This window comes from Kineococcus aurantiacus, assembly GCF_013409345.1.
Classification (GTDB): Bacteria; Actinomycetota; Actinomycetes; order Actinomycetales; family Kineococcaceae; genus Kineococcus; species Kineococcus aurantiacus.
Genome location: NZ_JACCBB010000001.1, coordinates 1,222,521 through 1,244,974 on the forward strand (window position 1 = coordinate 1,222,521; position 22,454 = coordinate 1,244,974).

Annotated in this window: 16 protein-coding genes, 1 pseudogene and 5 riboswitches; of the genes and pseudogenes, 13 read left to right on the forward strand and 4 right to left on the reverse strand. The window is 75.4% G+C overall.

Annotated features, from left to right (window positions below):
• Positions 1–40: 40 nt before the first annotated feature.
• Both metE and BJ968_RS05860 read right to left on the reverse strand, forming a co-directional pair.
• Positions 41–2,371 (reverse strand): 5-methyltetrahydropteroyltriglutamate--homocysteine S-methyltransferase, encoded by a 2,331-nt coding sequence (gene metE, locus BJ968_RS05855; protein ID WP_179750037.1) that lies wholly within the window; start codon positions 2,369–2,371, stop codon positions 41–43.
• Complete coding sequence (locus BJ968_RS05860) at positions 2,368–3,336, reverse strand: methylenetetrahydrofolate reductase (RefSeq protein WP_179750039.1); 969 nt, start codon at positions 3,334–3,336, stop codon at positions 2,368–2,370. The genes metE and BJ968_RS05860 overlap by 4 nt, the downstream gene beginning before the upstream one ends.
• Before the next feature lie 61 nt (positions 3,337–3,397).
• Positions 3,398–3,489, reverse strand: a riboswitch (SAM riboswitch).
• A 137-nt stretch (positions 3,490–3,626) separates the two neighbouring features.
• A riboswitch (SAM riboswitch) is annotated at positions 3,627–3,740 on the forward strand.
• A gap of 53 nt (positions 3,741–3,793) precedes the next feature.
• On the opposite strand from BJ968_RS05860, the gene BJ968_RS05865 reads away from it, so the two are divergent.
• The 7 genes from BJ968_RS05865 (at position 3,794) to BJ968_RS05895 (ending at position 11,612) form a co-directional block, all read left to right on the forward strand.
• On the forward strand, positions 3,794–5,134 hold the full coding sequence (locus BJ968_RS05865) for an aminotransferase class V-fold PLP-dependent enzyme (RefSeq protein WP_179750041.1): 1,341 nt from the start codon (positions 3,794–3,796) through the stop codon (positions 5,132–5,134).
• Positions 5,135–5,144: 10 nt separating this feature from the next.
• A riboswitch (SAM riboswitch) is annotated at positions 5,145–5,254 on the forward strand.
• Positions 5,251–6,495 carry an LLM class flavin-dependent oxidoreductase gene (locus tag BJ968_RS05870; RefSeq protein ID WP_179750043.1) on the forward strand — a complete coding sequence of 415 codons (1,245 nt, stop codon included), beginning with the start codon at positions 5,251–5,253 and terminating at the stop codon, positions 6,493–6,495. (Overlaps the previous riboswitch by 4 nt.)
• Positions 6,496–6,509: 14 nt before the next feature.
• Positions 6,510–7,877: an NtaA/DmoA family FMN-dependent monooxygenase gene (locus BJ968_RS05875; RefSeq protein ID WP_179750046.1), complete on the forward strand. Its 1,368-nt coding sequence runs from the start codon at positions 6,510–6,512 to the stop codon at positions 7,875–7,877.
• Positions 7,878–7,956: 79 nt separating this feature from the next.
• Positions 7,957–9,024: an LLM class flavin-dependent oxidoreductase gene (locus tag BJ968_RS05880; RefSeq protein ID WP_246314684.1), complete on the forward strand. Its 1,068-nt coding sequence runs from the start codon at positions 7,957–7,959 to the stop codon at positions 9,022–9,024.
• A gap of 20 nt (positions 9,025–9,044) precedes the next feature.
• A complete protein-coding gene (locus tag BJ968_RS05885) occupies positions 9,045–9,416 on the forward strand; it encodes a rhodanese-like domain-containing protein (protein WP_179750048.1) in 372 nt (123 codons plus the stop codon).
• On the forward strand, positions 9,416–9,967 hold the full coding sequence (locus BJ968_RS05890) for a GNAT family N-acetyltransferase (RefSeq protein ID WP_179750050.1): 552 nt from the start codon (positions 9,416–9,418) through the stop codon (positions 9,965–9,967). Before BJ968_RS05885 ends, BJ968_RS05890 begins: the two co-directional genes overlap by 1 nt.
• 79 nt (positions 9,968–10,046) lie before the next feature.
• Positions 10,047–11,612 (forward strand): MFS transporter, encoded by a 1,566-nt coding sequence (locus BJ968_RS05895; RefSeq protein ID WP_281372920.1) that lies wholly within the window; start codon positions 10,047–10,049, stop codon positions 11,610–11,612.
• A 246-nt stretch (positions 11,613–11,858) separates the two neighbouring features.
• On the opposite strand, the pseudogene BJ968_RS24185 reads toward BJ968_RS05895, so the two are convergent.
• Positions 11,859–13,204: pseudogene (locus tag BJ968_RS24185) on the reverse strand (nitrite/sulfite reductase); the annotation flags it as partial.
• A gap of 74 nt (positions 13,205–13,278) precedes the next feature.
• A riboswitch (SAM riboswitch) is annotated at positions 13,279–13,367 on the forward strand.
• Here BJ968_RS24185 and BJ968_RS05905 point away from each other — a divergent pair.
• From BJ968_RS05905 to BJ968_RS05915, 3 genes are all read left to right on the forward strand, one after another.
• Complete coding sequence (locus BJ968_RS05905) at positions 13,361–14,749, forward strand: NtaA/DmoA family FMN-dependent monooxygenase (protein WP_218884838.1); 1,389 nt, start codon at positions 13,361–13,363, stop codon at positions 14,747–14,749. It overlaps the preceding riboswitch by 7 nt.
• Positions 14,750–14,777: 28 nt before the next feature.
• Positions 14,778–15,821: an LLM class flavin-dependent oxidoreductase gene (locus BJ968_RS05910; RefSeq protein ID WP_179750054.1), complete on the forward strand. Its 1,044-nt coding sequence runs from the start codon at positions 14,778–14,780 to the stop codon at positions 15,819–15,821.
• Between the two features lie 11 nt (positions 15,822–15,832).
• Positions 15,833–17,149 (forward strand): NtaA/DmoA family FMN-dependent monooxygenase, encoded by a 1,317-nt coding sequence (locus BJ968_RS05915; protein WP_179750056.1) that lies wholly within the window; start codon positions 15,833–15,835, stop codon positions 17,147–17,149.
• A 190-nt stretch (positions 17,150–17,339) separates the two neighbouring features.
• Here the strand turns inward: BJ968_RS05915 and BJ968_RS05920 are convergent, their stop codons facing one another.
• Positions 17,340–18,347: an ATP-grasp domain-containing protein gene (locus tag BJ968_RS05920; protein WP_179750058.1), complete on the reverse strand. Its 1,008-nt coding sequence runs from the start codon at positions 18,345–18,347 to the stop codon at positions 17,340–17,342.
• A gap of 121 nt (positions 18,348–18,468) precedes the next feature.
• Positions 18,469–18,563: riboswitch (SAM riboswitch) on the forward strand.
• Between the two features lie 172 nt (positions 18,564–18,735).
• Between BJ968_RS05920 and BJ968_RS05925 the strand changes: the two genes are divergently transcribed.
• Genes BJ968_RS05925 through BJ968_RS05935 form a run of 3 tightly spaced genes read left to right on the forward strand, consistent with a single transcriptional unit; the run spans position 18,736 to position 22,447 of the window.
• The gene (locus BJ968_RS05925) at positions 18,736–20,709 is read left to right on the forward strand and encodes an FAD/NAD(P)-binding protein (protein ID WP_218884839.1); all 1,974 of its coding nucleotides are present in this window, start codon (positions 18,736–18,738) and stop codon (positions 20,707–20,709) included.
• On the forward strand, positions 20,706–21,671 hold the full coding sequence (locus BJ968_RS05930; RefSeq protein WP_179750060.1) for an amino acid ABC transporter permease: 966 nt from the start codon (positions 20,706–20,708) through the stop codon (positions 21,669–21,671). The genes BJ968_RS05925 and BJ968_RS05930 overlap by 4 nt, the downstream gene beginning before the upstream one ends.
• Positions 21,668–22,447 (forward strand): ATP-binding cassette domain-containing protein, encoded by a 780-nt coding sequence (locus BJ968_RS05935; protein WP_179750062.1) that lies wholly within the window; start codon positions 21,668–21,670, stop codon positions 22,445–22,447. The genes BJ968_RS05930 and BJ968_RS05935 overlap by 4 nt, the downstream gene beginning before the upstream one ends.
• Positions 22,448–22,454: the final 7 nt, after the last annotated feature.

Genomic DNA, 22,454 nt, shown 5'->3' on the forward strand with positions numbered 1-22,454 from the left:
CCCGCAGGGTGTTCCGGTGGCCCGCCGCGGCGGGCCGGCGTCAGCTCGCGACCGGCGACCCGACGGGCAGTTCCGCGCGGACGGTGCGGGCGGCCTCCACGAGGTGGCGCAGCGACTCCGTCGTCTCGGCGTAGCCGCGGGTCTTCAGCCCGCAGTCGGGGTTCACCCACAGCTGGCGGGCCGGCACGGACCCGACGGCCGAGCGCAGCAGGTTCACGACCTCCTCGGTGGACGGGACCCGCGGGGAGTGGATGTCGTACACGCCCGGCCCGATGCCGCGGGCGAACCCGGCGCGGGCGATGTCCCCGAGGACCTCCATGCGCGAGCGGGCGGCCTCGATGCTCGTCACGTCGGCGTCGAGGCCGTCGATCGCGTCGATGACCTCGCCGAACTCCGAGTAGCACAGGTGCGTGTGGATCTGCGTGGCGTCGGCCGCACCCGCGGTCGCCAGGCGGAAGGAGGCGACCGACCAGTCGAGGTAGGCCGCCTGGTCCGCCGTCTTCAGCGGCAGCAGCTCGCGCAGCGCGGGCTCGTCGACCTGCACGATGCCGATGCCGGCGGCCTGGAGGTCGGCGACCTCGTCCCGCAGCGCGAGGGCGACCTGGTTCGCGGTGTCCCCCAGCGGCTGGTCGTCGCGCACGAACGACCACGCGAGGATGGTCACCGGGCCGGTGAGCATGCCCTTGACCGGCTTGGTCGTGCGGCTCGCGGTGTAGGTGCTCCACGGGACGGTGATCGGCGCGGGGCGCGTCACGTCGCCCCACAGGATCGGCGGCCGGACGCCGCGCGAGCCGTAGGACTGCACCCAGCCGTGCTGCGTGACGGCGAACCCGTCGAGCTGCTCGGCGAAGTACTGGACCATGTCGTTGCGCTCGGGCTCGCCGTGGACGAGGACGTCCAGGCCCAGCTCCTCCTGCAGCTGCACGACGCGGTCGATCTCGGCGCGCAGGAAGTCCTCGTAGGCCGTCCCGTCCAGCTCGCCGCGGGACCAGGCCGCGCGGGCCCGGCGGATCTCGGTGGTCTGCGGGAAGGAGCCGATGGTGGTCGTGGGCAGCGCCGGCAGGTGCAGCGCCTCGTCCTGGGCGGCGCGGCGGACGGCGTAGTCGCTGCGCCGGAAGTCCTGCGGGGTCAGCGCCGCCAGGCGCTCGCGCACCTCGGGGCGGACGACCCCGGGGGCGGCGAGCCGGTCGGCCAGGGCCGCGGCCGAGGCCGCGAGCTCGGTCTCGACCGCGGCGGCGTCGGCGAGCGCCCTGCCGAGCACGACGACCTCGGTGACCTTCTGGTCGGCGAAGGCCAGCCAGCCGCGCAGCCGCTCGTCGAGCGCCGTCTCGCGGGTCACGTCGTGCGGGACGTGCAGCAGCGAGGTGGAGGTCCCGGCCACGACGTGCGCGGCGAAGCCCTCGAGCTCGCGCAGGGTGGCGAGGGCGTGGACGAGGTCGCGGCGCCAGACGTTGTGACCGTCGACGACCCCGCCGACGACGGTCTTGCCGGCCAGGACCGAGCGGTCCGCCGGGACGGAACCCTCGACGAGGTCGAGGGCGAGGCCCTCGACCGCCCCGAAGGAGGCGAGGTGGTCGCCCGCGTCGCCGTAGGGCGTGGCGACGAGCAGGCGCGGGCGGTGCGCCAGGCCCGTGAGGCGCGCGTAGGCCGCCCGCACGAGGTCGTCGAGCCCGTCGACACCGGCGGTGGCGGAGTCGCTGACCAGACCGGGTTCGTCCAGCTGGACCCACTCGGCACCGGCCGCGGCGTACGCGGCCAGCAGGTCCTCGTAGGCGCCGAGGAGGTCGTCGAGCCGCGAGAGGGGGGCGAACCCCTCGGGGCTGCCGTCGGCGGCCTTGGCCAGCAGCAGGAACGTCACGGGGCCCACGACGACGGGACGGGTGAGGAAACCGTCGGCGAGGGCCTCGGAGAACTCGCGCACGCCCCGGTCGTCGGCGAACCGGAACGCGGTGCCGGGGCCGATCTCGGGGACGAGGTAGTGGTAGTTCGTGTCGAACCACTTCGTCATCTCCAGCGGGGCCTGCGCCCCGCGCCCGCGGGCGATCGTGGAGTAGCCGGTGAGGTCGACCCTGCCGTCGGGGCCGACGACGTCGGCGAAGCGCTCCGGGACGGCCCCGACGGCGACCGCGGTGTCGAGGACCTGGTCGTAGGCGGAGAACGACGACGGGATGGACGCGTCGTGCGCCGGCAGGCCGAGGGCGTTGAGGCGGCGGACGGTGGCCGCGCGGACGGCGGCGAGCCGCTCCTCGGTGGTGGCCAGGTCGGCCTTGCCGGACCACAGGGCCTCCAGGGCCTTCTTGGTCTCGCGGTCGGGACCGATCCGGGGGTAGCCCAGGATCGTCGCGGTCCAGGCGGGGGTGGTCTGGCTCATCGGGTGCTTCCTCCTGCTGCGGCGGTCGCCTCCACGGCGGCGGCGGGTCGGGGGTGGGTCGCGGGTCGGGTCAGGTCGAGGTGGTCGAGCAGGTCCAGCGCGGGGGCGGCCGCGTTGAACGTGTACAGGTGCAGGCCGGGCGCGCCGGCCTCGAGCAGGCCGTGCGCCAGTCCCGAGGTGAACGCGGTGGCGGCCCGGCGGCGGGTCGGGGCGTCGTCGGTGTCCAGGGCCGCGAGCAGCCCCCGCGGGGCCCGGACGCCGGTGAGCTCGCCGATCCGCTCCAGGCGCCGTGGGTCGTCGGAGACCGCGACGCCGGGCAGCAGCGGGATGGTGATCCCGGCCGCGCGGGCCCGGCGGACGAACGCGGCGTACTCCTGCGCGGAGAACGTCACCTGGCAGATCGCGAACCGCGCCCCGGCGTCCTGCTTGGCGCGCAGGACGGCGAGCTCGTGGTGGTCCCTGGCCCGCGGGAAGGCGGCCACGGCCAGGCTGAGCGGTCCCTCGTCGAGGGGGCGGGAACCGCCGCGCAGCGCCAGCCGACGCCTGTCGGCCACCTGCAGCAGTTCCACGAGGTCCCGGGCGGTGGCCACGCCGTCGGGGTGCGGCGTCCAGTCCGGGACACCGGCCGGCGGGTCCCCCCGCAGCGCCAGGACGTTGCGGACGCCGGCGTCGAGGAACTCGGTGGCCAGTTCCACGACCTGCCGGCGCGAGGAACCCACGCACGTCAGGTGGGCCATGGCCGGGACCGCCGAGGTGGTCAGGACGTGCGCCAGCAGGTCCCGGCTGGGACCGCGGGTCGCTCCCGCCGCGCCGAAGGTGACGGACACGAAGTCGGGGTTGCTCCCCAGGAGGTCGGACAGCCTGCGCCACAACGAGTCGCGGCCGGTCTCCGAGCGCGGGGGGAAGAGTTCGAAACTGAGCGTGGGCCGCCCCGCGGCGCCGGCGACGAGGGGCGCGAGCGTCATCGCACGGGTCCCGGACCCGGGGCCGGGGAGGGGACGACGACATCGGTGGTGCGCATCACGAACTCCATCGACCTGGCGTTAGCACCCTCGCCCGGGCTCGGGGGGTTGCTGCGGCGTCGTCGAGCCAGGACTCTCAGCCGCTCTGGATGGTGTTCTTCGAATGTAGACCGACCGCGACGCCGTCCACAAGTGGTTCCCCCGGACGGCCCCCCGGCGGGCGGCGCTCCCGGGACCGGGCCGCGACGCACCGACCTTGATTCCCGGCGCCCGCACGTGGCAATCTCCCCCCAGGTCATGAGCGCCAGCGACAAGCCCCGGCTCGCTGGCCGGCAACCCTCCTCCGCGGTGGGGTGCCCCGGGTGACGACCTGGCCGGTTCCGACGTGGTTCCGGCAAGCGCGGACCTCGCCGGGGCGATCCCGGTCCTCCCGGCAGGGTCCACTGTCCCGAGGAGCCCCGTGACGACGAGCACCCTGTCCCCCACCCGCCCCGCCTGTCGCACGGTGCCGCCGCTGCTGCCCGTCGTCGGCGCCGACACCCCGGTCCCGCTGGCCACCGGGGGCACCACCACCTACGCCAACCTCGACAACGCGGCGAGCGCCCCGGCGCTGGCGGCGGTGGCGGACCGGGTCGCGCAGGTGCTGCCGCACTACGCCAGCGTCCACCGCGGCGCCGGCTACCTCTCGCAGGTGTCCACCGCCCTGTTCGAGCAGGCCCGCGAGCAGGTGGGCCGCTTCCTGGGGGCCCGCGAGGACGACGTCGTGGTCTTCACGCGCAGCACGACGGACGCCCTGGACCTGCTGTCCCGGGCCGTCCCCGCCGGCGCGCGGGTGCTGGTCGCGGACGTCGAGCACCACGCGAACCTGCTGCCCTGGCAGCGCTCGGCCCGCACCACGGTGGTCCGCGGCGGCGCCGACGCCGAGGAGACCACGGCCCTGCTGGAGGCGGAGCTGGCCACCGGGCAGTACGCCCTGCTGGCCGTCGCCGGCGCGTCCAACGTCACCGGGGAGGTGCTGCCGCTGCGCCGGCTGGCCCGGGCCGCGCACGCCGCCGGGGCCCGCCTCGCCGTCGACGGGGCCCAGCTGCTGCCGCACCGGCGCGTCGACGTCGCCCGCGACGGGATCGACTGGATCGCGCTGTCCGGGCACAAGCTGTACGCCCCGTTCGGGGCGGGGGCCCTGGTGGGGCGCCGGGACTGGCTGGACGCCGCCGAGCCCTACCTCGCCGGTGGCGGGGCCACGCTCGACGTCAGCCACGACGCGGTGCGGTGGGCGACCGGCCCGGACCGGCACGAGGCGGGTTCCCCGAACGTGGTCGGCGCGGTGGCGCTGGCGCAGGCGTGCACGACGCTGGCGGCCCTGCCCGCAGGGGCCCTGGAGGCCCACGAGGCGGCGCTGCGCGCGCAGCTCGTCACCGGCCTGAGCGCGCTGGAGGGCGTGCGGGTCGTGCGCCCGCACCCGGCCGACGCCGTGGGGGTCGTGACGTTCACCGTGCCCGGCCGCCCGGTGTCGGAGGTGGCGGCGTACCTGTCGGCCGAGCACGGCGTCGGGGTGCGCGACGGCAGGTTCTGCGCGCACCGCTTCGCGAACTCCCTGGGGCTGGTGGAGGGCGGGTTGCGCGCCTCCACGGGCGTCGGGACGAGCTCGGCCGACGTGGAGCGGCTGCTGGCCGCGCTGGAGCAGTTCCTCACCACGGGCTCGGCGCTGGAGTACGGGGTCGTCGAGGGCCGCTGGGGTCCGCTCACCGACGCCCGCCCGGCGCCGGAGTCCTTCCTCGACCCCGTCCCGGAACTGGGCTAGCCTGCCCGCAGGTCACGAGAACCAGCGACAAGCCCTGGCTAGCTGGTCGGCAACCCTCCCCGCGGTGGGGTGCCCCAGGTGACGACCCGGCCGGAGGGAACCCTCCGGCAAGCGCGATGACCCGCCGGACGCCTGCGAGTCGTCCCGACTCCAGGAGGAGACCCGTGCCCGAAACCCTTCACCTGTCCGCCGCCCTCGAGTCGACCGGCTGGCACCCGGCGTCCTGGCGGGAACCCGGCTCCCGGGCCGGGGAGCTGTTCACCGCGCGGTTCTGGGCCGACACGGTCGCCGAAGCCGAGCGCGGCCTGTTCGACCTGGTGACCGTCGAGGATTCCTTCGGCCTGCAGGGCAGCGGCTTCGGCCCGCCCGACGACCGCACCGACCGGGTCGCCGGCCGGCTCGACGCGCTGCTGGTCGCGGCCCGGCTCGCCCTGGTGACCGAGGCGATCGGGCTGGTCCCGACCGTCTCGACGACGCACACCGAACCGTTCCACGTCTCCAAGGGCCTGGCCACGCTGGACCACGTGAGCTCGGGCCGGGGCGGGTGGCGGGCCCAGGTCGCCGCCCGGGCGCACGAGGCGGAGCTGTTCGGCCGGCGCTCGATCCCGGCGGTCACCCGCGAGACGCTGCAGGACCCCGCGGTCGTCGCCGTCGTCGAGGACCTGTTCGCCGAGGCCCGCGCCGTCGTCGACACCGTCCGCGCGCTGTGGGACTCCTGGGAGGACGACGCGGTGGTCCGCGACGTCGCCACGGGCCGCTTCGTCGACCGCACCAAGCTGCACCGCGTCGCCGCGCAGACCCCGTGGTTCTCCGTCCTGGGGCCCTCGATCACGCCCCGCCCGCCGCAGGGCCAGCCCGTCGTGACGGCCCTGGCGCACGCCAGGACCGCCTACGAGTTCGCCGCCGCGAGCGCCGACGTCGTGTTCGTCACCCCCCGCGACGCGCAGGACGCCCGCGCGGTCGTCGCCGAGGTCCGGGCCGCGGAGGCCGCAGTGGGCCGGCGGGGTGTGCCGCTGCAGGTCCACGCCGACCTCGTGGTGGCCCTGGCCGCCGACGCCGCGCAGGCCCGCAACCGGCTGGACCGCCTCGACTCCGCCGACGGGGAGGCGTTCACGTCCGACGCGCTCGTCGTCGCCGACTCCCCCGCCGGCCTCGTCGAGCGGCTGCTGCTGTGGCGGGACGCGGGGATCGAGGGGTTCCGCTTCCGCCCGGCGGTGAACGCCACCGACCTGCCGGCCCTCGTCGACGAGGTCGTGCCGCTGCTGCAGTCCGCGGGGGCCTTCCGCCGCGCGTACACCGGCGCCACCCTGCGCGACCACCTCGGGCTGGCCCGGCCCGCCAACCGCTACGCCACCGTCTGAGGAGGGAAACCCCGATGAGCGTCCCCGAAGGCAAGCCCCGCAAGCAGATCGTCCTCGGCGCCCACCTCCCGGGCGTGAACCACCACACCGTCTGGCAGGACCCCGCCGCGGGCAGCCAGATCGACGTGAAGAGCTTCGCCCACCTGGCCCGCACGGCCGAGCGGGGTTTCTTCGACCTGTTCTTCCTGGCCGAGGGGCTGCGGCTGCGCGAGCACGCCGGGCAGATCTACGAGAACGACGTCGTCGGCCGCCCGGACACGTTCACCGTCCTCGCCGCCCTGGCCGGGGTCACCGACCACCTGGGGCTGGCCGGGACCGTCAACACGACGTTCAACGAGCCGTACGAGCTCGCGCGGCAGTTCGCCTCCCTGGACCACCTCTCCGGCGGCCGCGCGGCGTGGAACGTGGTCACGAGCTTCGACGCGTTCACGGCGGCCAACTTCCGCCGCGGCGGGTACCTCGACCGGTCCCAGCGCTACGAGCGCGCCGAGGAGGTGCTGATCGCCGTCCGGGCGCTGTGGGACTCCTGGAACTCCGGTGACGTGCCGGCCGACAGCGCCACGGAGCAGTTCCTCGCCCGGCACGGGGTCGGCGAGTTCGACGTGCGCACGAACCAGTTCGACGTCCGCGGCCGGTTCAACGTCCCCCGCCCCCCGCAGGGGCACCCGCTGATCATCCAGGCCGGGGTGTCCGACCAGGGGCGGGAGTTCGCCTCCGCCAACGCCGACGCGATCTTCTCCCCGTTCCGCACCCTCGCCGACGCCGTGCCGTTCTACCGCGACGTCAAGGCCCGGGCCGTGCGGCACGGGCGGCTCGCGAGCGACATCAAGATCCTGCCCTCGGCCGGTGTCGTCCTGGGCGACAGCGCCGCCGACGCGCAGGAGAAGGCCCGGGAGCTCACCCACCGGCAGGTCAGCCCCGCGACCGCGCTCGCGCTGGCCGAGCAGGTGTGGAACCGGGACCTGTCGCAGCTGGACCCCGAGGGCCCGCTGCCGGAGTTCGACGCCGACACCACCTCCCCGCCGCGCTGGAGGGGGCGGGCGATCCACGACCCCGACCTGAACGCCGTCGTGGCGCGGTGGCGGGAGGTCGCGGCGCGCGGGGGCTTGAACCTGCGCGAGACCGTCATCGAGGTCACCGCCCGCGCCACGTTCGTCGGCACCCCGACGGCGGTCGCCGACCAGCTCGACGACTTCGTGCAGCACGACGGCTCGGACGGTTTCATCCTCCACCCGCCCGTGGTGCCGACGGGCCTGGACGAGTTCGTCGACACCGTCGTGCCGCTGCTGCAGGAACGCGGCTCGCTGCGCACCGGGTACACCGGGACGACGCTGCGGGAGAACCTGGGACTGTCCCCGGCCAGGGCGGCGCAACCGGCGTGAGCGTCGAGCTGTCGATCCTCGACCTCACCCCGAGAGCGAGCACGAGGGCCTCGGGGAGGGCGTCGGCCGGACCCTGGAACTGGCGCGGGCGGCCGACGGGTGGGGCTACCGGGGGTACTGGCTCGCCGAGCACCACCTGTCCCCCGGCGTCTCCAGCGCCACCCCGGCCGTCCTGGCCGCGCTCATCGCGTCCTCGACGCGGCGGTTGCGGGTGGGTTCGGCCGCCAGCCTGCTGGCCGTCACCACCCCCGCCGTCGCCGCCGAGCAGTGGGCCACGATCGCGCGCGCCGTCGGTGACCGCGTCGACCTGGGGTTCGGCCGGGTCCACGCCCCCACCCCGCCGGGCGAGGGACGTCCCGCGGCCCCCGGGTCCCGGGTCGTCGACGGGCTGCCGGTCCCGGCCGCCCCGCCGTCGCCGTGGCGCGACCCCGCGCTGGTGGAGACGCTGCGCGCCACCGCCCGCGTCCTGGGCGTCCACCGCACCGACGCCCCGCCGTTGCGCGACGAGCTGCGCCTGGCCCTGGACCTGCTCGGCCGGGGGCACACCGACGCGGAGGGCCGCCCGCACGGCAGCTCGCTGCTGTCGGGGGCGCCGGTGAGCGTGCACGTGCTGGCCTCCAGCGGCGGCGAGTCCGCGCGGGTCGCCGGCGAGCTCGGCCTGCCGCTCGTCGCGAACTACCACGTGGCGCCCGCGTCCGTGCTGGAGACCGTCGCGGCGTACCGCGACGCGTTCCGCCCCGGCGTCCTGCCCGCACCGCGGGTGGCGGTGTCCGCCGACGTCGTCGTGGCCGGGACCGACGCCGCGGCCCGGGAACTGGCCCGCCCGTACGCGCAGTGGGTCCTCGGCGTCCGCCGCGGCACCGGCGCCACCCCGGTGCCGTCGCCGGAGCAGGTGGACGCCTTCGACTGGACCCCGCAGGATCGGGCCCTCGTCGCCGACCGGCTGGAGGCCCACGTCGTCGGCTCCCCCGAGCAGGTCGTCACCCGCCTCGAGGCCCTGGCCCGGGTCGCGGGGGCCGAGGAGGTCCTCGTGACGACCGCGACGTACCGTGCCGCCGACCGGTTCCGCTCCTACGACCTGCTCGCGCAGGCCTGGCGCGACCGGCCGACCGTGCACCTGCCCGAACCCGCCCGCGCGACCGCGTGAGCCGAACCCCCAGGAGTGACGTGAGCGAGACCACCCTCCCCGAGGCCCCCCTCGTCGACGCCGAGACCGCCGGTCGCGCCGTCGCCGGTGGCGCCCTGCTCGTCGACGTCCGCAGCGACGCCGGCCGCGCCGCGCACGGCGAGCTGCCGCAGGCCGTCGTCGTCGCCAAGACCGACGTCGGCCGGAAGTTCGCCGTCGGCGAACCCGGCGCGCTGGAGCAGCTGACCGGCAAGGACCAGGAGATCGTCGTGATCTGCGGTTCCCCCGCCGGGTCCGGCCCCGTCACCGCTGAGCTGCTCGCCGCCGGTTTCACCCACGTCGTCCAGGTCGACGGCGGGTTCCCGGCGTGGAAGGCCGCCGGGCTCCCCACCGAGGAACCCGTGCAGGCCTGATGACCACCACCGCGCAGGACCCGGTGCCGGGCGGTGCGACCACGCTGACCGTCCGGTCGGCCCGCCCCGACGAGTTCGACGCCGTCGGGGAGCTGACGGTGGCCGGGTTCTCCGCGGGCCCCTACCCGCCCGACGCCGAGCGGGCCGCGCTGCTGCGCGACGTCGCCGGCCGGGCGCGCACCGCCGACGTGCGCGTCGCGGTCGAGGGCGGGGAGCTGCTGGGGACGGCGACCCTGGCCCCCGGCGGCACCGAGCACGCGCGCTTCGCCGGGCCCGACGAGCTGGAGCTGCGGCTGCTGGCCGTCTCCCTCGCCGCCCGCCGGCGCGGGATCGGCGCGCTGCTGCTCGAGGACGCGGCGGCCCGGGCCCGCGAGGGCGGGCACACCCGGCTCGTGCTGGACACCGGGGCCCGCAACGAGACGGCGCAGCGGCTCTACCACCGGGCGGGTTTCACCCGGCTGACCGCGCGGGAGGACCGGCTGGGCCACGGGGGCCTGCGGCTCGCGGTGTTCGGCCGCGACGTCGACCCAGCCCCCGGGTCCCCGTCCTGACCGTCCCGTCCTGACCGTCCCGTCCAGCCCCTCGTCCACCCCGGCGCGGACGCCACGCCGTCACCGACCGGAGAACCCCCTGCGCACGCGTGCCCGCACCACCGGCCCCCGGACCCCCGACCCGCGCACCGCCGTCTGGCTCGTCTGCCTCGGCACGGGTTTCGTCACCCTCGTCGACCAGAGCATGGTCGGGGTCGTCGTGCCCGCCCTGCGCGCGGACCTGCACGCCTCGGCCACCCAGGTGCAGTGGATCCTCGCGACCTACTCGCTGACCTTCGGGCTGGCCCTGGTGCCCGCCGGCCGGCTCGGTGACGTCCTGGGGCGGCGGTCCCTGCACCTGGGCGGTTTCGCCGTCTTCGCCGCCGCGGCCGTGCTGTCCGCGACCGCGCAGGACGCGTGGACGGTCGTGCTCGCCCGCGCGCTGCAGGGGCTCGGCGCGGGTGTCGTGAACCCGCAGGTCCACGGCACCCTGCAGGCGGTCTTCCGCGGCCCCGAGCGGGCCCGCGCCTTCGCCGGCTACTCGGTGGCCACGGCGTGCTCCTCGGCGTGCGGCCCGCTGCTCGGGGGGCTGCTCACCGGCCTGGGCGGCCCGCACCTGGGGTGGCGCCTGGTCCTGGCCGCCAACATCCCGCTCGCCGCGCTCCTGCTGCCCGTCGCCGCGCGGCACCTGCCGCGCACCGCGCGCCGGCCACTGCCGCGCGGCGGGCTCGACCTGCCCGGCAGCGTCGTCGTCGCCGCCGTCACGGTCTGCCTGCTGCTGCCCTTCACCACGGGCCGGGCCACGGTCGCGGTCGCCGTCCCCTGCGTGCTCGCCGCCGTCGTCCTGACCGCCGTCCTGCGGTGGTGGGAGCGCCGGGCGGCCAGCCCGCTGCTCGTCCCCGACCTCTTCCGGCGCCCGGACTTCGCCCTGGGCACGGGCGTGGCGATGTGCGTCTTCGGCGCCGTGCTGGCCCTGGGCATGCTGCAGGTGCTCGTCCTGCAGTCCGGGCTGGGCCTGTCGGCCTTCGACGCGGGGCTGGTGCTGCTGCCGGCCGCGGTCGCCTCGGGGGTCTGCGCGGCCCTGTCCGCCCGCCTCGTGGTGCGGTGGGGGCGGCGGCTGGTCGTCGTCTCGACGCTGGTGGCGACGGCCTCGGTGACGGCCGAGGCGCTGCTGCTGCCCGCGCTGCCCACCCACGCCGTGCTGGTCGCCTCGCTGACAGCGGCGGTGTCGTCGGCGGCCGTCGGCGCGGTGATCTCCCCGAACCAGGTGCTGACCCTGCAGCACGCCCCGGTGGCCGTGGCCGGCGTCGCCGCGGGCCTGTTCCAGCTCTCGCAGCGCGTGGCGGCGGCCGTCGCGGTGCCGGTGGCGACCGGCGCGTACCTCGTGGGCGCCCCCGGCGCGCCCGGTCCCGCCCACCTGCGCGTGTTCTCGCACCTGGCCCTGGGGTGCGCGGGACTGCTGCTGGTCTCCGCGGGGCTGGCGCACGCCGCCCTGCGGGCCGAGCGTCAGGGCATCGGCTCGCTGCTGGGACGCGGTCCGTCCCCGGCGCCGCGGGGCTCCTCGGACAGCAGCGCGTGCAGCTCGGCCTCGAACTCGGCCCAGCTCAGCTCACCGGGACCTGGTTCCAGGTCGGGGTCGACCGGGGACCACGCGAACCCCCACTGACCGTGCCCCGCCAGGGCCAGGCCCTGCACCAGCGCCGACCCGAAACTGGTTGCGCCAGCGCACAACCGGGCCCACAGTCGACGTCCTCGCACCTCGCACCTCCGCTCTCGGGTGCCTCACTGTGACACACGCGTCCCGCTGCGCAAGGGCCTTCGGGGGTTTTCCCGCGCGGGGGTGCGCGGGTCAGCGCAGGGCGGCCTCGTCGGCCCGGTGCGCCCACTGCGCGAACGTCTCCTCCTCCTCCCGCTCGGCGAGCCGGCACTCCAGGTCGCTCACCGCCTCGGCCGCGGTCCGCTTCGTCTCGACGATCGCGAGCTCGCAGCACTCGATGCCGGTGCAGGCCGTCGTGGTGCGCCGGAACGGGCTGGGGGCCGTGCTCAGCCCGATGCGGTCGAGCTGCGCGGTGAGCTGCCCGACGCGCCCGGGCGGCACGTCCAGCACCAGGACCTCCTGCTGGGGGGTGAGCCGCACGCGCCGCGAGCCCACGGCTTCGGCGGCGTCGGCCAGCCCGGTCAGGACGTCGGCGCTGACCCGGTCCGCCACCGGGGTCGCCCCCACGTGGCGCAGGCCGTCCTTCTGCTCGTGGACCCCGACGTGGTCCCCGGCGCCCGTCGGGGCCGGGGCGGGCGGCCCGTCGGCCAGCGCGTACCCGAGGTGGTCGCGCTCCAGGACCTCGCGGAACCGCACCGGGCCCCGGTCGGCGAGCAGGAACTCCAGCCGGGCGCGGTGCCGCAGCCGCCGGTAGCCGTGGTCGCGGAAGATCCGCACGACCCCGTGCCAGACGTCGGCCGCCTGCTCGGGCCGGACGAAGGCCCCCAGGCGCTCGGCGAGGCGGGGGTTCGTCGACAGCCCCCCGCCGACCCACAGGTCGTACCCCGGACCCAGCTCGGGGTGCTCCACGCCGACCAGCGAGACGTCGTCGATCTCGTGCACGACGTCCTGGCTGGGGTGCCCCGTGACCGCGGATCGAACTTGCGGGGCAGGTTCGCGAGGTCGGGGTCGCCGACGAACCGCCGCACGATCTCCTCGACCACCGGCGTCGGGTCGAGGACCTCGTCGGCCGCCACCCCGGCGACCGGGCTGCCCAGGACGACGCGGGGGCCGTCGCCGCAGGCCTCCGTCGTCCGCAGGCCCACGGCCTCCAGCTGCGCCCAGATCGCGGGGACGTCCTCGATGCGCACCCGGTGCAGCTGGACGTTCTGCCGGTCGGTGAGGTCGGCGGTGCCGCGGGCGTACGTGCGGGAGACGTCGCCCAGGACGCGCAGCTGCCGCGTCGTGAGGGCGCCGCCGTCCAGCCGGACGCGCAGCGTGAAGCACTCGTCGGACAGCTCGGCCGCGGTGAGCTGCGCGGTGCGGCCACCGGGGACGCCGGGACGGCGCTGCGTGTGCAGCCCCCACCAGCGGAACCGGCCGTCGAGGTCGTCGGGGTCGATGGAGGCGAACCCCTGGTGGGCGTAGACCCGCTCGATGCGCCCGCGCACCTCCAGCGGGGGTCCGTCGGGCGTGAACTGCTCGTCGTGGTTCAGCGGGGTGCGCCCGTCCACGAGCCACTGCCCGTGGGTGCGTCCCCGTGCGGTCTCGTCGCCGGACATGCGGTCCTCGATCACGTGGGAGGGGGTGCGTGGAGCTCGGTTGACACGGCGACGGGACGTGTCGTTGACTGTGCGAACCATCCAGAGCGGCCGAGAGACTTGGCTCGACGACGCCGCAGCAACCCCCTCCGAGGGTCGGTGCTTCCGCCAAGGACGATGGAGGACGCGTTGCCCGGCCCCAAGCCGTTGCTGCTCAACCTGTTCGAGATGAACTGCGTGAGCCACATCACGCACGGGCTGTGGCGGCTGCCCGGCAACCACCGCCACGAGTTCAACGACATCGGGTACTGGACGACGCTGGCCCGGCTGGCCGAGGACGCGCAGTTCGACGCCGTCTTCCTCGCCGACGTGATCGGCGCCTACGACGTCTACCGCGACGGCCCGCAGACGGCGCTGCGCGAGGGGCTGCAGGTCCCCAGCAACGACCCGATGCTCGTCGTGCCCGCGATGGCGGCCGTGACCGACCACCTCGGGTTCGCGGTCACGTTCTCCACCAGCTACGAACCGCCGTTCCCCTTCGCCCGCCGCATGAGCACCCTGGACCACCTCACGAAGGGCCGCGTGGGCTGGAACGTCGTCACGAGCTACCTGCCCAGCGCGGCGCGCAACTTCGGGCTGCCCGGTGAGATCGCGCACGACGAGCGGTACCGGATCGCGGACGAGTTCATGGAGGTCGTCTACGCGCTGTGGGAGGGTTCCTGGGACGCCGGGGCGGTCGTCGCCGACCGCGAGCGGGGCGTGTTCACCGAACCCGACCGGGTGCGTGCGATCGACCACGACGGCACGTACTTCCGGGTGGCCGGGCCGCACCTGTCCTCCCCCTCGCCGCAGCGGACCCCGCTGGTCGTCCAGGCCACGGCGTCGGCCGACGGCATCGAGTTCGCGGGCCGGCACGCCGAACTGGTGTTCACCGGCGGACCGGACCACGCCGCGGTCGCCCGCACGATCGCGGCGGTGCGCGAGGCCGCCGCCCGTCACGGCCGGGACCCGCGCAGCGTGAAGTTCGTGGTGCAGGCGACCGTCATCACGGGGCACACCGAGTCCGACGTGACCGCCAAGCTCGCCGCGCACGCCCGGTACGACAGCCTGGAGGGCAGGTTCGCGCACGCCTCGCTGCCGTTCGACCCGCTGGCCCACCCCGCGGACCGGACCGTCGGGGAGGCCCTCGCGCTCGAGGGGCGCGCCGACCACCCCGGCGCGGCCGGGCTGCCCCGGCAGCGCACCGTGGGTGAGTTCGCCGCGGCGATCGCCCGGCGCGAGCGCACCTTCTCGGCCGTCGGGACCCCCGACGCGGTCGTCGCGCAGATCGAGCACTGGCTCGACGACGTCGGCATCGACGGCATCAACCTCACCCAGCACCACAGCTACGGCACCCTGCTGGACTTCGCCGAGCTCATCGGGCCCCGGTTGCGGGCCCGCGGCCGCCGGCCCGAGGGCTACGTCCCGGGGCAGACGCTGCGCGAGCGCTTCGGCGGCGCCGGGCCCCTCCTGCCCGGCGAGCACACCGGCGCCCGGTTCCGGCGCGCCGCCGTCCCCACCCCGTGACCCGCACCCCCTCAGACCAGGAGCCGACATGCCCACCCCGTTCCACGTGTTCCTGGAGGTCGACGGCGGCGGGTGGCACCCCGCCGCCTGGCGCCGTTCCCGCTCCACGCCCGACCAGGTGTTCTTCCCCGCCCGCCTGCGCGAGTTCGCCGTCACCGCGCAGGCGCAGGGCCTGACGGGCCTGACGTTCGAGGACTCCACCGCCCCGGACCCGCGCAACCCTGTCGGGCACCTCGACGCCGTCCAGCGCGCGGCCTTCCTGGCCGGCACGACGGACGCGGTCGGGCTGCTGCCGGTGGCCGCGACGACGTACTCCGAACCGTTCCACGTCGCCGCCCAGATCGCCTCCCTGGACCACTCCAGCCACGGCCGGGCCGGCTGGATCGCGACGACCTCCCCCGCGCGCGCGGCGCGGGCCGTGGACCTGCCCGTCGCGGCGGACCCGGCCGCGGAACTGGCCGACGTCGTGCGTGCCGTGCGGGCGCTGTGGGACTCCTGGGAGGACGACGCGGTCGTCCGCGACGTCGCCACGGGGCGCTACGTCGACCGCGACCGCCTGCACCACGTCGACGTCGAGACGGGCCGCTGGTCGGTCAAGGGCCCGCTCACCGTGCCGCGCAGCCCGCAGGGCCAGTCCGTCGTCGTCGTCCACGAGCGCGACCTGACGCCCACCACGCACGCCGACGTGGTGCTCAGCGGGGACGAGGGGGCCCGCCGCACCGCGGGCGGCCCGCTCGTCGTGCTGGACGTCGAGTTCGCCCTCGACACCGAGGCCCACGCCGCGGCCGACCGCCTCGCGGCCCTGGACGCCGACGCGGCCGCCCCGGCGTCCGGGCGCATCCGCTGGTCGGGCTCGGGCGAGGGGTTCGCCCGGTACCTGTCGGGGCTGGCCGGTTCGGTGAACGGCGTCCGCCTGCACGCGGCCGTCCTCGACGAGGACCTGCGCACCCTGCTGCGCACGACCCTCCCGGCGCTGCGCGTCGCCCGCCTCCTGCAGGCGCCCGTCGCGGGAGCCACGCTGCGCTCCACCCTGGGCCTGGCGCGGCCCGTCAACCAGTTCGCCACGGCCTGAGGACACGAACGATGACCGAACTCCGGTACCCCGACGCCGTCGTCCACTTCGGCGTGTTCTTCCAGGGCGTCAACCACAGCACCATCTGGTCGGACCCCCGCAGCGGGTCGCAGATGCACCACTCGACGTTCACCCAGCTCGTCCGGACCGCCGAGCGGGGGTTGTTCGACGCATTCTTCCTCGGCGAGGGCCTGCGGCTGCGCGAGCAGCACGGGAAGATCCACGACCTCGACGTCGTGGGACGGCCCGACGCCCTCACGGAACTGGCCGCGCTGGCGGGCCTGACCTCCCGCATCGGCCTGGTCGCGACCCAGAACACCACCTACAACGACCCGGCGGACCTGGCGCGGCGGCTGGCGTCGCTGGACGTCCTGTCCGGTGGCCGGGCCGCGTGGAACGTCGTGACGACCGACAACGCCTGGACGGGGGCGAACTTCCGCCGCGGCGGCTACCTCGACCACGCCGACCGGTACGAGCGCGCCGAGCGCTTCGTGAACCTCGCCAAAGCGGTCTGGGACAGCTGGGACGGGAGGGGTTTCACACCGGTCACCTCCTCCGACCGGTTCTTCGACGTGGAGATCGAGCCGACCGTGCCGCGCAGCCCGCAGGAGCACCCGGTTCTGTTCCAGGCCGGCGACTCCCCCGCGGGCCGCGACTTCGCCACCCGGACCGCCGACGTCATCTTCTCCCGGCACGGCACCGACCACGCCGACGCCCTGGAGTTCGCCGACGACATCCGCCGCCGCACGGTCGCCGCGGGCCGCCCCGAGGGCGACGTGCTCATCCTGCCGGGCACCCAGATCGTCGTGGCCGACAACGAGGCCGAGGTGGAGGAGAAGGCCCGCTGGGTGCTGGAGCAGCAGGTCACCCCCGCCACCGCCCTGTCCCTCGTCGGCCAGGTGTGGGGCGAGGACCTGTCCGGCTACGACCCCGACGGCCCGCTGCCCGCGCACGACCCCGTCATCGCGGACATCGACGGGACCCGCGGTGCGCACCGCGCGGGCGCCGACGCGCGGGCGCTGGCCCAGCAGTGGCGGGCGGTCGCGGAGGAGAACAAGTTCTCGCTGCGCGAGCTCGTGCTGCACCACTCCTCCGAACGCGGCTTCGCCGGCACCGCCTCCCAGCTGGCCGACGAGCTCGCGTTCTGGGTCCGCTCCGGCGCCAGCGACGGGTTCAACATCACGCCCTACCTCGTGCCCAGCGGGCTCGACGACATCGTCGACCAGGTCGTCCCGGCGCTGCAGGACCGCGGGGCCTACCCGAGCGAGTACGTCGGGACCACCCTGCGCGAGCACCTCGGCCTGCGGGCCCCCCTGACCCGCCGCTGACCCCACCCCTCCACCCCTCACCCACCCACCCACTCACTCACTCACCCATCCCACTCCTTCGCTTTCCCGCTCAAAGCACGGTTCGGGCCCTCCACGCGCCGCGTGGAGGGCCCGAACCGTGCTTCGAGCGGGAAAGGCGTCAGCGGGGGAAGGGGGCGTCAGTGGGGAGGGGGGTCGGCGGGAGGGGGCGTCAGCGGGGGTGCGTCTCGGCGCGCAGGAGATCGCCGAGGTAGCGGGCGATCTCGCCCGGGCCCGAGCGGGGGGCGACGGCCTCGACGGCCGGGTTGTAGTTCGTGTTCGTGTTGATGTCGTAGGTGACGGTGCGGCCGTCGGCGGTCTCGAGGAACTCGATGCCGGCGATCTCGATCCCCGCGCCGCGCAGCAGCTCCTCGTACCGCTTCACCAGCGGGGTGTCGGCCGTGATCTCCTCGCGCAGCGTGAACAGGCCCTGCGGGCCGTCGACGACGCACGCCTCCAGCGTCTGCCCGGAGGTCGGCACCTCGCACGCGTCGGCCGGGCACAGCTCGAAGCTGCCCGCGGAGGTGTCCACCCGCACCGCGTACACGAACCGGCCCCCGACGAACTCGGCGCGGGTGATGAACGGCTGCGCCGAGCGCAGGTACTCCTGCAGGAGGGTGATCCCGTCGGCCGGTTCCTCGAACTCCGCGGAGGCGACGTAGGCGTCGAACTCCTCGTGGGTGTCGAACCGGCGCACCCCCAGACCCTTGCCGCCCTGGTTGTGCTTGGTGATGAACGGCGCCGCCAGCTCCCGGGCCCGCACGCCCAGCTCCTGACGGCCGAAGACCGCGAGCGTGCGCGGCACGTCGAACCCGTGCCGGCGCAGCAGGGCGTGCTGGGCGACCTTGCTGACCTCCAGCTCCACGACGTGCGAGCCGCCCACGACGCGCCGGCCCCAGCCCTCCAGCCAGGCCACCACCGCGCGGGTGTACTCCTTGGTGAAGCGGTGCTCGCGGGTGTGCGCGGAGGCGCTCAGCCGCGACCAGTACACGCCCGGAGCGGGCTCGGCGTCGAGGTCCAGGGAGCCGTCGGTGAGCAGCACCTCCTGGAACGGCACGTCGGCCGCGCGGAAGGCGGACTCGAAGGGCGGGAACCACTCGGGGTTCTCGTGCAGGACGTGGACGCGGGGCGCGGTGCCGGGCGCGAAGCTCCAGGCGCGGGTGTGCTCGACGACGGTCACGGGGTTCCTCCGGTGCTCTCGGGAGTCCTGGGTACAGGGTGCCACCACGGGCGCGGTCCCGGCTCCCGGGCCGCCCCGGGGGCTGTTTGGAGAAACACGGCCCGGTGGGCTACTTTCGTGGTGTCCATCCAGAGCGGCCGAGAGACCTGGCTCGTCGACGCCGCAGCAACCCCCTGAGCCGTCAGGCGCGGGTGCTTCCGCCAGGACCGATGGGAGTGGCAGCGTGAACGGTCGAACCGCACCCGGCAGTCTCCTCGTCCGGCGTCGTCACGTCGACCTGGGCCGCCTCAGCTCGGCGGTCTGTGCGGGGGTCTGACCCCCCGTCCGTCGCGGCTGCGCCCGCGGACGTCCACTGCGCCGGTCCCGGCGCGGACCTCCGGAGCTGTTCGTGTCCCCCACCCCCGCTGTCCCCACCCGCTCGCTCGGCGTCGTCGGCGCCGGCCCCCGCACGCTCGTCCTGCTGCAGCGCCTGGGCGCGCGCTGGGCGGCCTCCGGCGACGACCGCCCGCTCGACGTCCACGTGGTGGACCCCTTCGACTCCGGCGCCGGCCGCGTCTGGCGGGAGGCGCAGGACCCGCTGCTGTGGATGAACTCGCGCGCCGCCGACATCAGCGTGCTGCCCGACGAGTCCGTCACGGGGCTGACCGAGCCCATCCTGCGCGGCCCCGGGCTGGCGCAGTGGGTCGCCGACCACCGCGCCGCCCTCGCGCACGAGGCCGCCCTCGCCGGCGACGACCTGCTGCGCGAGGAGGTCCTGGCGCACGGGCCCGGCTCGTTCACCTCCCGGCGCCTGGCCAGCCGCTACTTCGCCGACGCCTGGCGGCGGACGCTGGACGCGCTGCCCGCCGGGGTGCGGGTCCACCGGCACGCCCGGACGGTCCTGGACCTGACCGACGACCCCGTCGACGGGAGCCAGCACCTGCACCTGGCCGGGCGGGAGGACACCGTCCGGGTCGACGCCGTGCTGCTCGTGCAGGGCCACCTGGACGTGCGTCCCGGGCCGCGCGAGCGCCGCAACGAGGCGTTCGCCCGCACCCACGGCCTGGCCCACGTCCGCCCGGGGTACACCAGCGACCAGGACCTGGACGTGCTGCGGCCCGGTGCGGACGTCGTCGTGGTCGGCATGGGCCTGGCCTTCGTCGACCTGGTGGTGCGGCTGACCGAGGGCCGCGGGGGCCGGTTCAGCGAGAACCCCGACGGGAGCCTGGAGTACCGGCCCAGCGGGCGGGAGCCGCGCCTGCACACCGGCTCGCGCCGCGGGGTGCCCTACCGCTCGAAGATCGACTACGACCTCCCGCGGGACCTCGGGCTGCCGCGCCACTACTCCGCGGCCACCGTCCAGGCCCAGTTCGGCGACGCCGCCCTGGACCTGCGCGCGGACCTGTGGCCGCTCATCGCCAAGGAGCTGGCGGGGGCGCACTACCGCGAGCTGTTCCGCACCCACCCCCACCGCACGACGCTGGCCGCCGCGGAGTTCGACGCCCGCTTCTCCCGGGCCCCCTGGGGGTCGGCCGAGGTCGACGAGCTCGTCGAGCGGGCCGTGCCGGACCCGGCCGACCGGTTCGACCCCGCCGACCTGGACCGTCCCCTCGACGCGTGGTGGGGCACCTCCGGGGACGAGGTGCACGAGCGCGTCCTGGACCACCTCGAGCGGGACCGGGCCCGGCGCAGCGACCCGCGCCACTCCCCCGACGGCGCCGTCGTCGCGGCCCTGCTGTCGGCCTACGTGGTGACCGCGGGCCTGCACGCCGCGGGGCGGCTCAACGCCCGCTCGTCCGCGCTCGACGTCGACGGCTGGTGGCACGGCTTCTTCAGCTACGTCGCCAGCGGCCCGCCGCCGCACCGGCTGCGGCAGCTGTCGGCCCTGGCGCGCGCGGGCGTGCTGCGGTTCCTGGGCGCGGGCCTGGAGGTCGTCGCCGACCCGGTGACGGGCACGTTCACCGCCTCCTCCGCCAGCGGCCCGCACCAGGTGCGGGCGCGCGGCCTCGTGGAGGCCCGGCTGCCGGTCCCGGACCTGGAGTGGACCTCCGACGTCCTGCTGACGCGGTTGCGCGAACGCGGTGACGTGCGCGCCCACCAGGTCCTCGACGGCGAGGCCCGGCTGTCCAACGGCCGGCTCGTCGTGGACGAGCGGGCCCGGCTGGTCCGCGACGACGGCTCGGCGCACCCGCGCAGGTTCGCCACCGGGGCCTGGGTCTCCGGGGAGGGCGCGGCGCCCGCGTTCGCCCGGCCGGGCACGGACGCCGAGCTGTTCCGGCGGGCCGACCGGCTCGCCGCCGAGCTGCTGCGGGCCACGCGCGACGCACCGGCCGCCCCCGCCGGCACCACCACCCTGTCCGACCTGCCTGGAGAACGACGATGAGCGAGACGACTCGCACCGGCACCGCCCCCCGCCCCGCCGCGGCGGCCGACCGACCCGCGGGCGCGGTCAAGGTGCTGCCCGCGCGCCACCCGTGGCGGTGGGTGGCGACCGCGGTCGTGGCGGTCCTGGCGGCGATGGCGGTCAACGCGCTCGTCACCAACCCCGCCTGGGAGTGGCCCACGGTCGGGGAGTTCCTGTTCTCCGCGACGATCCTGAGGTCGATGTGGCTGACGGTGGAGCTCACCATCGCCGGGACCGCGATCGGCCTGGTCCTCGGCACGGTGCTGGCCCTCATGCGGATGTCGCACAACCCGCTGCTGAAGGCCGTCAGCTTCAGCTACGTCAGCGTCTTCCGGTCGGTCCCGCTCATCCTGCAGCTGCTGTTCTGGTTCAACCTGGCGATCCTCTACAAGAGCATCGGGTTCGGGATCCCCTTCGGCCCGCAGTTCTGGTCGTTCGGCACCCAGGACCTCATCGGCCCGCTCACCGCGGCCTTCCTCGGGCTGGGCCTGCACCAGGCCGCGTACTTCGCCGAGATCGTCCGGTCCGGTTTCCTGGCGATCGACCCCGGGCAGCGGGAGGCGGCGGCGGCCCTGGGCATCCCGCAGGGCCGGCAGTTCTGGCGGATCCAGCTCCCGCAGGCGCTGCGCATCATCGTCCCCACGACGGGCAACGAGATCATCGGGCTGCTCAAGGGCACCTCGGTCGTCTACATCATGGCGCTGCCCGAGCTCTTCTACCAGGTGCAGGTCGTCTACAACCGGACCGGCCGGGTCATCCCGCTGCTGCTCGTGGCGGCCGTCTGGTACTTCGTCCTGACCACCGTCCTGTCCTGCTTGCAGTGGGTCGTGGAGCGCTACTACGGCCGGGGCAGTTCTCGCGCCCAGGACGAGCCGGCCCTGCTGAAGCTCTTCCGCAGCGTGCGCACCGCGCGCGCCCGCCGTCTGGAGGTCACCCGGTGAGCACACCCACCCTCACCCGCCCCGTCGTCCGCCTCGAAGGCGTCCACAAGCGCTTCGGCGCCCTGGAGGTCCTGCGCGGGATCGACCTGTCGGTCGCGGCCGGCACCGTCACCGTCGTGCTCGGCGCGTCCGGGTCGGGCAAGTCGACGTTGCTGCGCACCATCAACCACCTCGAGAAGGTCGACGCCGGCGTCGTCGAGGTCAACGGCGAGCTCATCGGCTACAAGCGGGCCGGGAACCACCTGCGTGAGCTCCACGAGCGCGAGGTGCTGCGCCAGCGGTCGAACATCGGGTTCGTGTTCCAGCACTTCAACCTCTTCCCGCACCTGACGGTGCTGGAGAACGTCGTCGAGGCCCCCGTCTCGGCGCAGCGCCGCAAGCGGCCAGAGGTGGAGGCCGAGGCGCGGGCGCTGCTGGAACGCGTCGGCCTGGCCGACAAGGCCGGTGAGTACCCGCGCCGGCTGTCCGGCGGGCAGCAGCAGCGCGTCGCGATCGCCCGCGCGCTCGCCCTCAAACCCTCCCTGGTCCTGTTCGACGAACCCACGTCGGCGCTGGACCCCGAACTCGTCGGTGAGGTCCTGGACGTGATCCGGGACCTCGCCGCGTCGGGGACCACCATGGTGGTGGTCACCCACGAGATCGGCTTCGCCCGCGAGGTCGCCGACCGCGTGCTGTTCATGCACGAGGGCGTCGTCCTCGAGGAGGGCACCCCCACCGAGGTCTTCGACCACCCCCGGCACGAGCGCACCCGCTCGTTCCTCGCGAAGGTCCTCTGAACCACCC

Bases quoted from the DNA above. Each gene is read 5' to 3' on its own strand.
- BJ968_RS05910 (WP_179750054.1), top strand. From the start codon at position 14,778: ATGCCCACCCCGTTCCACGTGTTCCTGGAGGTCGACGGCGGCGGGTGG.
- metE (WP_179750037.1), bottom strand. From the start codon at position 2,371: ATGAGCCAGACCACCCCCGCCTGGACCGCGACGATCCTGGGCTACCCC.
- BJ968_RS05905 (WP_218884838.1), top strand. From the start codon at position 13,361: ATGGAGGACGCGTTGCCCGGCCCCAAGCCGTTGCTGCTCAACCTGTTC.
- BJ968_RS05890 (WP_179750050.1), top strand. From the start codon at position 9,416: ATGACCACCACCGCGCAGGACCCGGTGCCGGGCGGTGCGACCACGCTG.
- BJ968_RS05870 (WP_179750043.1), top strand. From the start codon at position 5,251: ATGACCCGCCGGACGCCTGCGAGTCGTCCCGACTCCAGGAGGAGACCC.
- BJ968_RS05860 (WP_179750039.1), bottom strand. From the start codon at position 3,336: ATGACGCTCGCGCCCCTCGTCGCCGGCGCCGCGGGGCGGCCCACGCTC.
- BJ968_RS05875 (WP_179750046.1), top strand. From the start codon at position 6,510: ATGAGCGTCCCCGAAGGCAAGCCCCGCAAGCAGATCGTCCTCGGCGCC.
- BJ968_RS05930 (WP_179750060.1), top strand. From the start codon at position 20,706: ATGAGCGAGACGACTCGCACCGGCACCGCCCCCCGCCCCGCCGCGGCG.
- BJ968_RS05915 (WP_179750056.1), top strand. From the start codon at position 15,833: ATGACCGAACTCCGGTACCCCGACGCCGTCGTCCACTTCGGCGTGTTC.